Origin of the sequence: Marinobacter sp. UBA2498, assembly GCF_002341575.1 — a bacterium.
Classification (GTDB): Bacteria; Pseudomonadota; Gammaproteobacteria; order Pseudomonadales; family Oleiphilaceae; genus Marinobacter; species Marinobacter manganoxydans.
The window spans coordinates 4,925-14,394 of sequence record NZ_DDOI01000032.1 but is presented as its reverse complement, the minus strand read 5'-3'; the positions used below and the strand labels follow the sequence as shown (position 1 = coordinate 14,394).

The 9,470-nt window shown below is 60.3% G+C and carries 10 protein-coding genes and 1 pseudogene; 9 read left to right on the top strand and 2 right to left on the bottom strand.

Features of this window, described 5'->3' with window-relative positions:
- The 3 genes from B2W52_RS03375 to B2W52_RS03365 all read left to right on the top strand — a co-directional run.
- Nucleotides 1-1,059: aminoglycoside phosphotransferase family protein (locus B2W52_RS03375; protein WP_008173378.1), on the top strand; the 1,059-nt coding region annotated here is incomplete at its 5' end.
- The gene (gene murU, locus B2W52_RS03370) at nt 1,056-1,754 is read left to right on the top strand and encodes an N-acetylmuramate alpha-1-phosphate uridylyltransferase MurU (protein ID WP_039881997.1); all 699 of its coding nucleotides are present in this window, start codon (nt 1,056-1,058) and stop codon (nt 1,752-1,754) included. The genes B2W52_RS03375 and murU, both read left to right, overlap by 4 nt.
- Complete coding sequence (locus B2W52_RS03365; RefSeq protein ID WP_039881998.1) at nt 1,741-2,499, top strand: DnaJ domain-containing protein; 759 nt, start codon at nt 1,741-1,743, stop codon at nt 2,497-2,499. Before murU ends, B2W52_RS03365 begins: the two co-directional genes overlap by 14 nt.
- Here B2W52_RS03365 and B2W52_RS03360 read toward each other — a convergent pair.
- Nucleotides 2,496-3,449: a DUF3530 family protein gene (locus tag B2W52_RS03360; RefSeq protein ID WP_008173383.1), complete on the bottom strand. Its 954-nt coding sequence runs from the start codon at nt 3,447-3,449 to the stop codon at nt 2,496-2,498. The two genes, B2W52_RS03365 and B2W52_RS03360, sit on opposite strands and share 4 nt — an antisense overlap.
- 117 nt (nt 3,450-3,566) lie before the next feature.
- On the opposite strand from B2W52_RS03360, the gene rpe reads away from it, so the two are divergent.
- From rpe to trpD, 5 genes are all read left to right on the top strand, one after another.
- Entirely contained in the window at nt 3,567-4,253 is a 687-nt protein-coding gene (rpe, locus tag B2W52_RS03355) for a ribulose-phosphate 3-epimerase (protein WP_008173385.1), read from the top strand.
- On the top strand, nt 4,250-4,939 hold the full coding sequence (locus B2W52_RS03350) for a phosphoglycolate phosphatase (RefSeq protein ID WP_008173387.1): 690 nt from the start codon (nt 4,250-4,252) through the stop codon (nt 4,937-4,939). Before rpe ends, B2W52_RS03350 begins: the two co-directional genes overlap by 4 nt.
- A 232-nt stretch (nt 4,940-5,171) precedes the next feature.
- Complete coding sequence (gene trpE, locus B2W52_RS03345) at nt 5,172-6,659, top strand: anthranilate synthase component I (protein ID WP_039882005.1); 1,488 nt, start codon at nt 5,172-5,174, stop codon at nt 6,657-6,659.
- Nucleotides 6,660-6,675: 16 nt separating this feature from the next.
- Nucleotides 6,676-7,257 (top strand): aminodeoxychorismate/anthranilate synthase component II, encoded by a 582-nt coding sequence (locus tag B2W52_RS03340; protein WP_008173393.1) that lies wholly within the window; start codon nt 6,676-6,678, stop codon nt 7,255-7,257.
- An 11-nt stretch (nt 7,258-7,268) separates the two neighbouring features.
- Complete coding sequence (trpD, locus tag B2W52_RS03335) at nt 7,269-8,297, top strand: anthranilate phosphoribosyltransferase (protein WP_053113155.1); 1,029 nt, start codon at nt 7,269-7,271, stop codon at nt 8,295-8,297.
- 200 nt (nt 8,298-8,497) lie between these two features.
- Here trpD and B2W52_RS03330 read toward each other — a convergent pair whose 3' ends face one another.
- Nucleotides 8,498-9,025 carry a LysR substrate-binding domain-containing protein gene (locus tag B2W52_RS03330; RefSeq protein WP_286801266.1) on the bottom strand — a complete coding sequence of 176 codons (528 nt, stop codon included), beginning with the start codon at nt 9,023-9,025 and terminating at the stop codon, nt 8,498-8,500.
- Nucleotides 9,026-9,133: 108 nt separating this feature from the next.
- Between B2W52_RS03330 and trpC the strand changes: the two are divergent.
- Nucleotides 9,134-9,470 (top strand): annotated as a pseudogene (gene trpC / locus B2W52_RS03325) (indole-3-glycerol phosphate synthase TrpC); the annotation flags it as partial.

The window sequence follows — 9,470 nt, the reverse complement described above, 5'->3', positions numbered from 1 at the left end:
ATGGATACCCGCCTGCAGTTGCTGACCAACTGGGTCAGACAATTTCCCGGCTTCGAACAGTGCGAAGCCGAACCGGTTTCCGGCGATGCCAGTTTTCGCCGTTATTTCCGGGTCTGGCAGCACGCAAATCCGACGACCGCTACCGGGGACGGTGCACCGTTTATCGTGATGGATGCGCCCCCGGAACATGAAGACTGCGAGCCCTTCGTGGCCATCGCCCGGCACTGGCACCGCCAAGGTATTGCGGTGCCGGACATTGTGCAGGCTGATCTGAAGCAGGGCTTCCTGCTACTGGAGGATTTTGGCGACCAGCTGATGCTTGGCCGACTGAACACCGAGTCCGCAGACCAGCTCTACAGGAACGCCCTGCAAGAGCTGACCCTGATCGCGAGCCAGACTTCCCCCAGTGATTACCCGCTACCGCCTTACGATGCCACCCTGCTTGAGCGGGAAATGGCGCTGTTCCCGGACTGGCTTCTGGAGAGGCATCTGGGCATGAACCTGGAAAACAGCGAGCGGGCCCTGCTGGACACGACCTTTTCCATGCTGCGGGAAAGCGCCCTGGCTCAACCCGAAGTGACGGTCCATCGGGACTACCATTCCCGAAACCTGCTGGTTCGCCAAGACCAACCTCGCCCGGGTGTCATCGATTTCCAGGATGCGGTTACTGGGCCCGTCACTTACGATGTGGTCTCGCTGCTGAAAGACTGCTACATCCAATGGCCAGAGAAGCGCATCTGCGAGTGGCTGGAAGACTACCGCCAGAGCAGCCTCGAGGCTGGCCTGCATCGTGCGGACCCGGAGACCTTCCGCCAGTGGTTTGAACTGATGGGCATGCAGCGGCACCTGAAAGCTGCCGGCATTTTTGCCCGGCTATCGATCCGCGATGGCAAGCACGGCTATCTCAAGGACATTCCCCGAACCGTTCAGTACCTGATCGTTGCCAGCGGTCGACAGCCAGCCCTGCGACACTTCCACGAATGGCTGAGCGATACGGTTATGCCCCGGATCGAGACGAGCATCGGCTCGGCCCCGGGTCAGGAGCGCTTGCCCCAGTGAAGGCTATGATTCTCGCAGCCGGCAAAGGTGAACGCATGCGGCCACTGACGCTGGCCACACCAAAGCCCCTGTTAAGGGCCGCTGGCAAACCTCTGATCACCTATCACCTGGAGCACCTGCGGCGGGCGGGAATCCGTGAGGTGGTGATCAATCATGCCTGGCTGGGCGACCAGATTGAGGAAACCCTGGGAAACGGCGAAGGGTTCGGGCTATCCATTCAATATTCCCGTGAAGGCGAGCCGCTGGAAACCGCCGGTGGCATCGTGCGCGCTCTGCCTCTGCTTGCCGGTGACAAATCTGACTGGTTTCTGGCGATCAACGGCGATATCTGGAGCGATTTCGACCTGTCTCGACTGACACCGCCGCCTGACGCAGACGCCCTGCTGGTGGTCACCAGCAATCCGCCACACCATCCGGAAGGTGACTTTCACCTCACTGACCAGGGAGTACTCCATAGCGATGGCCCGGACAAGCTGACCTTCACCGGCATTAGCCTGTTACACCAGCGACTGTTCGAAGGCCTGACCGACCGGTCCGGAAAGCTCGGGCCTGTGCTGCGCAACGCCATGGGCGAAGGCCGCGTGAAAGGCCTTTATCACCGGGGACAATGGGTGGACGTCGGCACCCCGGAACGCCTCCAGGCGCTGGACAGGCAACTGGGCAACAGGGAATCTGAAAGCCATGGCAGGGAGTAAACGACAACCGGTGCTGCCGGCACGGATGGACGCCGAGTTTTCCAGCCTGATGCGGGAACTCTCAGCCTGCGGCCATCAGGCACCCGCGCTTATCGAGCGCGCCCATCTGCCCCGCTGGTGCAGGCGCCCCCTGTTCTTCTTCCTCGGTTATATCGCCAAAGCAGAGGGGCGAGTGACCGAAGCCGACATTGGCTATGCAGAATCCCTGATCAAGGCCATGAGGCTGTCGAAGCGTCAGCGACGGCGCGCCATTGGCTGGTTCCAGGACGGCAAGTCAGCCGGGCAACTGCCTTTCATCCGCGGGTTGGCCATGCGCCTGTCCCGCCGGCTATGGCCTTCCCCGGCCCTGAAAACCGCCATCTGTCTGTGCCACGCCAGTCAACTGAACGGCCGGCCCGCCAAACCCAGGCGCTATCGCTGCGAGGATGCCATTGACCAGATTGGCCTACCGGTTAGCATCAGCGAGGACATCTTCGACAGCTATGCCAGCAAGGTATGGACCCGGCATAGCGAGAATCTCTCAAGACCCACCAGTTATCAGCAGGCCTGCGAGCTGTTGGGGGTCACCCGGCGGGATTCACTGGAGGTGATCAAGCGGGCCTACCGCAAGAAGGTATCCGAGTGCCATCCGGACAAGCTGGCCCAACAGCAGGTCAGCCCCCGCGAGCATGCACTGGCCAAGGATCGTCTGCTTCACTATCAGCAGGCCTGGGAACTGATCAAGCGCCACAACACCGTCCGCTAGTCCTGGCGGGACTCCAGCCATGCAGCAACGCGGCTGGCAATCCCATCGCCCAGGGTTCCGGGCGCTGGCGTGAGCCAGGGAATCGGTTGTCGCTCAAAGCCACTCATCCCGGCCCGGCGCAACCTCATTCCCATACTCCATTTCGTTTGATCATCAGCGGCTCCGGACGGATAAAGCTCCAGCAATTTCGTGCTCAGCGACTCCAGACGTTCGGGCAGATCTGGACGGTCAACGGGGTAAAACTGGGAAGCCACCCAGATAAGCGCAGCGGCATCAGCCCCCTCCAGTACCTGGTTGGTCACGTGTATGCTGGCTCGCCCGACTCCCAGAACAGCCGGTGTTTCATAGCCCCGCTCAGCCAACTGGGCCAGCCCTGCCTGGAGCGTCTGGCTGATCCGGCTTCGGTAGCGCGCCTCAAGATCATCGGCACTCTCTGAAGCCATGATATCGATCATGACCGATTCCGGTGCTTCCTGCTCACCCGCCTCCGTTTCCGCCGATGGTTCTTCTACCACCGGCCGCATCAGGATTTCACTCAGAACCGGTGAGGGCGACTCCAGGCCAAGGGTGAGCACGGCCCAGCCCCTGGAAGCCAGCCCCGCTGCCAGTGAGCCGGTTACCCCGGAAGCGGCAGTTTCACCTTCTTCCGACAGAACCAGCACCGCACCGCGAGCCGGCAACCTGGCTTCCGGGTAGAACAGGCCCAGCGCCCTATCACCCTCCTCAAGCTCCAGCCATACCGCTGATTCGGGAAAACGCTGGATCAGGGAGCGTTCGCCGGTGCCTGTCCAGATCAGGGCCCGACTCGCAGACTCTGACGCCTCGACGCCTTCGGCCTCACCGGCCGTCCCGCTCTCTTCCTGCCCGAGGGTGATGGACGGTGCGACACACATCAGCGCCAGGACAAAAAACCAGAACACGCCGGGCCGGTAAATCTCGAATCTCTGCACAGATACTGATCCTTTGACTGCGAAAAAACGCCACTGAGCTGTTAGACTAGCAGCCATCCTGAATGTGCGGCAGGGACCGCTGACCAAGCCATTATCCATTGTTGTGAGAGAGCCGTCATGAACCCTTACCTGATTGCCCCATCCATCCTGTCCGCCGATTTTGCCCGTCTTGGCGAGGAAGTCGATAACGTGCTGGCCGCCGGCGCCGACGTGGTGCACTTCGATGTGATGGACAATCACTACGTACCCAACCTCACCATTGGCCCCATGGTCTGCGAGGCGCTGCGCAAGCACGGCGTGACCGCCCCCATCGATGTGCACCTGATGGTGTCGCCGGTGGACGACCTCATCCGTATGTTTATCGACGCCGGGGCCAGTTACATTACCTTCCACCCGGAAGCGACCAACCACATTGATCGCTCACTGCAGCTGATCCGCGACGGTGGCTGCCAGGCGGGCCTGGTGTTCAACCCGGCCACGCCGCTGCATTATATGGATCATGTGATGGACAAACTGGACATGGTGCTGATGATGTCGGTAAACCCCGGCTTCGGTGGCCAGAAGTTCATTCCCGGCACGCTCGACAAACTCCGGGAGGCCCGCAAGCGCATCGATGCCAGTAACTACAATATCCGCCTGGAAATCGACGGTGGCGTGAAGACCGAGAACATCCGGGAAATCGCCGAGGCCGGTGCCGACACCTTCGTGGCGGGATCTGCCATCTTTAACACCGACGACTATAAAACCACCATTGATGCCATGCGCGAAGAACTGGAGCAGGCCCGCAGGGTGATCAGCCAATGAGCCTGGCAGGGCTGTTCAATCCACGCTGGCCGGGGATTGCCCTGTTTGATCTCGACGGCACCCTGGTGGACAGTGCACCGGATCTGGCGGCCGCCGTGGACCAGATGCTGGCGCATCTTGGGCGCTCACCAGCAGGCATTGACCGGGTACGGAACTGGGTAGGCAATGGCGCCAGCGTTCTGGTGCGCCGGGCCCTGGCCGGCCAGGTGGACTGGGAACCGGCGCGACCAAAAGACGAGGCCCTGTTCAAGGATGCCCTGGCGATTTTCTATCACGCCTACGGCACGCTCAACGGACAGCATTCGGTAGTCTACGCCGGAGTCGAGGCCTGTCTCACGCACCTGAAGAACCAGGGCTGCCGGCTGGGCATCGTCACCAACAAGCCGGAACAGTTTGTGGCACCGCTGCTTGAGCAAATGGGACTGGATCACTGGTTCGACCTGACCGTGGGTGGTGACACCCTGCCGGTCAAGAAACCGGACCCCGCTCCCCTGCTTCATGCCATGGAAACCCTGGGGGGCACCCGCGGAACCACAGTCATGGTAGGCGACTCCGCAGCGGATATTAACGCGGCGCTGGCCGCGGGCATTCCCTGTGTGGCGGTGCGGTACGGGTATAACTACGGGCCTGCGGTGGATACTCTGGGCGCCGACGCGGTTGTTGATTCGCTGGCCGAGCTTTTGTAATCTCACAAGGAACTTACATTGAGCACTTCTTTACGGGAGATTCCTGCCGTGCAGGGACTGAATCTGACTGCAGCGCGAGGCATCCTGACAACCCGCGCAACACGATGGTGGCGATGGCGCACCGGCTGAGCAAGCCCGGAGGCTGACTGGCGTCTGCTGGTCGAGCCCGCAGCACCTGATGGAAGCACAGGCTTTCATCCACAATGCAGATCAGATTTCAGGAAACCGTACCATGACACCCGAGCAATTCACCGAGCTCGCCGACGCCGGCTTTAACCGTATCCCTGTGTATCGTGAGGTACTGGCCGACCTCGACACGCCCCTGAGCACCTACCTCAAACTCGCCAGCGGACCCTATTCCTACCTGTTCGAATCCGTTCAGGGCGGAGAGAAATGGGGCCGGTATTCGATCATCGGCCTGCCCAGTCACGAAGTACTGAAGGTCTTCGACCACCGGGTGGAGATCAGCCGCGGCGGCGAGGTTGTTGAGACCGAGGAAGTGGACGATCCGCTCACCTTTGTCGAAGCCTATCAGAAACGCTTCCATGCACCGGATCTGGATGAGCTGCCCCGCTTTAATGGCGGCCTGGTGGGCTACTTCGGCTACGACACCGTGCGCTACATCGAAAAACGGCTGCGCAAGAGCTGTCCGCCGGACAAAATCGGCACGCCGGACATCCTGCTGATGGTGTCCAACGAGATCGTGGTATTCGACAACCTGCGGGGCAAGCTGCATCTGATTGTCCATGCCGATCCGGCCATTGAGGGCGCCTTCGAAAAGGCGCAGAGCCGCATTGATCAGCTGGAAAACCATCTGCACAGGCAGACCGCTGACGCGCCCCGCACCCCAGAACACCTGCGCGGAAAAGCCGTGGACGAGAGCGACTTTATTTCCGGCTTTACCCAGGACAAATTCGAAGCCGCGGTAGACAAGATCAAGGGCTACGTGCTCGACGGCGATGTCATGCAGACGGTGATATCACAGCGCATGTCGATTCCCTTCGAGGCGCCACCGCTGAACCTGTATCGCTCGCTCAGGGTACTGAATCCTTCCCCTTACATGTATTTCCTGGATTTGGGTGACTTCCACATCGTGGGCTCCTCCCCGGAAATCCTGGCCCGGGTGGAAGACGAGGAAGTGACGGTTCGGCCGATCGCCGGCACCCGCAAGCGCGGCGCCACCGATGCCGAGGACAAGGCGCTGGAAGCAGAACTGCTGGCTGATCCGAAAGAAATTGCCGAGCATCTGATGCTGATCGACCTGGGCCGTAACGATGCCGGCCGGGTGTCGGAAACCGGCACGGTCCGGCTGACCGACAAGATGATCGTGGAGCGCTACTCCCACGTGATGCATATCGTCTCCAACGTGACCGGCCGGCTGAAAGACAACACCAGCTGCCTGGACGTGCTGCGCGCCACCCTGCCCGCCGGCACCCTTAGCGGTGCGCCCAAGATCCGGGCCATGGAGATTATCGACGAACTGGAGCCGGTCAAGCGTGGGGTCTACGGAGGCGCCGTTGGCTATCTGTCGTTCAACGGCAACATGGACACAGCCATTGCCATCCGTACCGCCGTGATCAAGGACAACACCCTGCATATCCAGGCAGGCGCCGGCGTGGTGGCCGATTCGGTGCCCCGCCTCGAGTGGAAGGAAACCATGAACAAGGGCCGCGCCATTTTCCGCGCGGTGGCCATGACCTACAACGATTTCGACCACTGAGGCGGAGGAACAGATTATGTTGCTGATGATCGATAACTACGATTCCTTCACCTACAACGTGGTGCAGTATCTGGCCGAACTGGGTGCCGACGTGCAGGTGCACCGCAACGATGAAATTACCATCGAACAGATTGAAGCCCTGAACCCGGAGCGGCTGGTGATTTCCCCCGGCCCCTGCACCCCGAACGAGGCTGGCATCTCCATGGCGGCCATCCGGCATTTCGCCGGCAAGGTTCCGATCCTGGGCATTTGCCTGGGCCATCAAGCAATTGGCCAGGTCTACGGTGGTGACGTCATCCGCGCCGGCCGGGTCATGCATGGCAAGGTGTCCCCGGTATTCCACAAGGACACTGGCGTGTTCCGGGGCCTGAGCAACCCGCTGCAGGCGACCCGCTACCACAGCCTGGTGATCGACAAGGCCACCCTGCCCGACTGCCTGGAAGTGACCGCCTGGACCCGCAACGACGACGGTTCCATCGAGGAAATCATGGGGGTTCGCCACAAGACCCTGCCCATCGAAGGCGTGCAGTTCCATCCGGAGTCTATTATGACGGAACAGGGCCACGAGCTGCTGCGCAACTTTCTGAGAACACAATAAGAGGCCGACACATGGACATGAAAGAAGCTCTCAACCGCATTGCCTCCAACCTGGACCTTTCCCGGGAGGAAATGAAGGACGTGATGCGTATCGTCATGAACGGCGAGGCCACAGACGCCCAGATCGGCGCTTTTCTCATGGGGTTGCGTCTGAAGAGCGAAACGATTGACGAAATCACCGGCGCCACCGAGGTTATGCGCGAGCTGGCCACCAAGGTTACGGTCAAGGCCGAACCCCTGGTGGACATCGTCGGCACCGGCGGCGATGGCGCCAACCTGTTCAACGTGTCTTCCGCCGCCTCCTTCGTGGTGGCAGCAGCCGGCGGCTTTGTGGCCAAGCACGGCAACCGGGCGGTTTCCTCCAAGAGCGGCAGTGCCGACCTGTTGGAAAAGCTGGGCATCAATCTGAGCATGAAACCGGAAGAGGTGGCCCGCTGCGTCGAGGAAATTGGTGTCGGCTTCATGTTCGCTCCGGCCCACCACGGTGCCATGAAACACGCCATTGGCCCCCGCAAGGAGCTGGGCTGCCGGACCATTTTCAACATCCTGGGCCCGATGACCAACCCGGCGGGCGTTAAACGCCAACTGGTGGGCGTGTTCAACCGGGAGCTGTGCCGCCCGATGGCGGAGGTGCTGCATCGCCTTGGGGCCGAGCACATCATGGTCGTTTGCTCCAAAGACGGCCTGGATGAGATCAGTCTGGCAAGCGCCACCCACGTGGCGGAACTGAAAGACGGCAAGGTCACCGAATACGACATCACCCCGGAGGATCTTGGCATCAAGAGCCAGGCTCTGGTGGGCCTGACCGTGGACACCGCCGACGACTCACTGAAGCTCATCGAAGCAGCTTTCGGTCGTGGGCACGATGAAATGGCCGAGAAAGCCCGGGACCTGATTGCCCTCAATGCTGGCGCAGCGATCTATGTCGCTGGTTTGGCCAAGACGCCGAAAGAGGGTGTGGATATGGCCCTCGACGCCATGGGCTCTGGCCTCGCTGCCGGCAAGATGTCGGAGCTGGCTGATTTTTCTCAGTGCTTTTGATCGACCAAGCCTGCCGGATTTCGGCAGGACGACCCGGTGGGGCAGGGCTTACCAAAACACGCCCGTGAATACGTCCCTGTAGGGCTTGGGCAGCGCCATCCATGGCGCTGCACACTCCCGGACCAGTACGCAGCAACCATAGGCGCCACCTATCCCGGGAGTCAGCTACCGTAGCCTGACGTTCACGTCAGGTGAGATGTTCAAATCCGCGCTTTCAGATAATCCGCTAATTGCGAAGCTGCACTTGAAGCGCCACCGGCCAGGCGCATAATCACGTTGACTGAGCCGGGGTTGGGTAAGGGTTTGTTATCAGAAAAACTTTCCAATATGGGAATATCCTTCGGTACCGTACTTTTAGCCAGAACGGTAATGCCAAGTCCACTGTTCAATGCCGCAGTCAGTCCCGAGAAGTCGGTATTGGTATAAGTGATACGATAAGGCTGATGTGCCCTTTGTAAACTTTGCTCTGCCCTGCGCCGATAAATACACCCTTCCGGAGCAACCACCATAGGCCAGCCGGGTTGCTCTAACAAGCCGGGTAAGCCCACCCAAACCAGCTCTTCGCGCTGAATCAACACATCGCTTTTATTGGTCTGTTCGCGCAGTGCCAGAATAATATCGAACTGTTGCCCCAGTCCGGACAGTAAGTCTTTACTCAACGCTGAAGTCACCTGCAGTGTCACCTGCGGATAAACCTGAGCAAACTGACCCAGCACTTTGGGCAGCAAGCTGGACNNAATACGTCCCTGTAGGGCTTGGCGTCAGCCATCCATGGCTGACGACAGTTTTGGCAAGCCCTGCCCCACCGGCTCTCGCTAACTACTTGCAGGCCGCTAATGACTGAACGACATTTGGAAAAGACTCCCACCATTCTTCGCAAGATCGTGGACCGCAAGTGGGAAGAAATTGACGAGCGGAAACCAAGGGTTTCGGTTGCCGACCTGAAAGCCATGGCTGGGGACCAACCAGCAGCCAGAGGCTTCGCCAACGCTCTGCGCAGCCGAATTGAAAAGCAGACTCCCGCTGTTATCGCCGAGATCAAAAAAGCCTCGCCGAGCAAGGGCATTCTGCGAGACCCCTTCGAGCCAGCGGTCATTGCCGAAAGCTACGAGAACGGAGGCGCCGCTTGTCTGTCGGTACTCACCGACCGCGACTTCTTCCAGGGCCACGAGG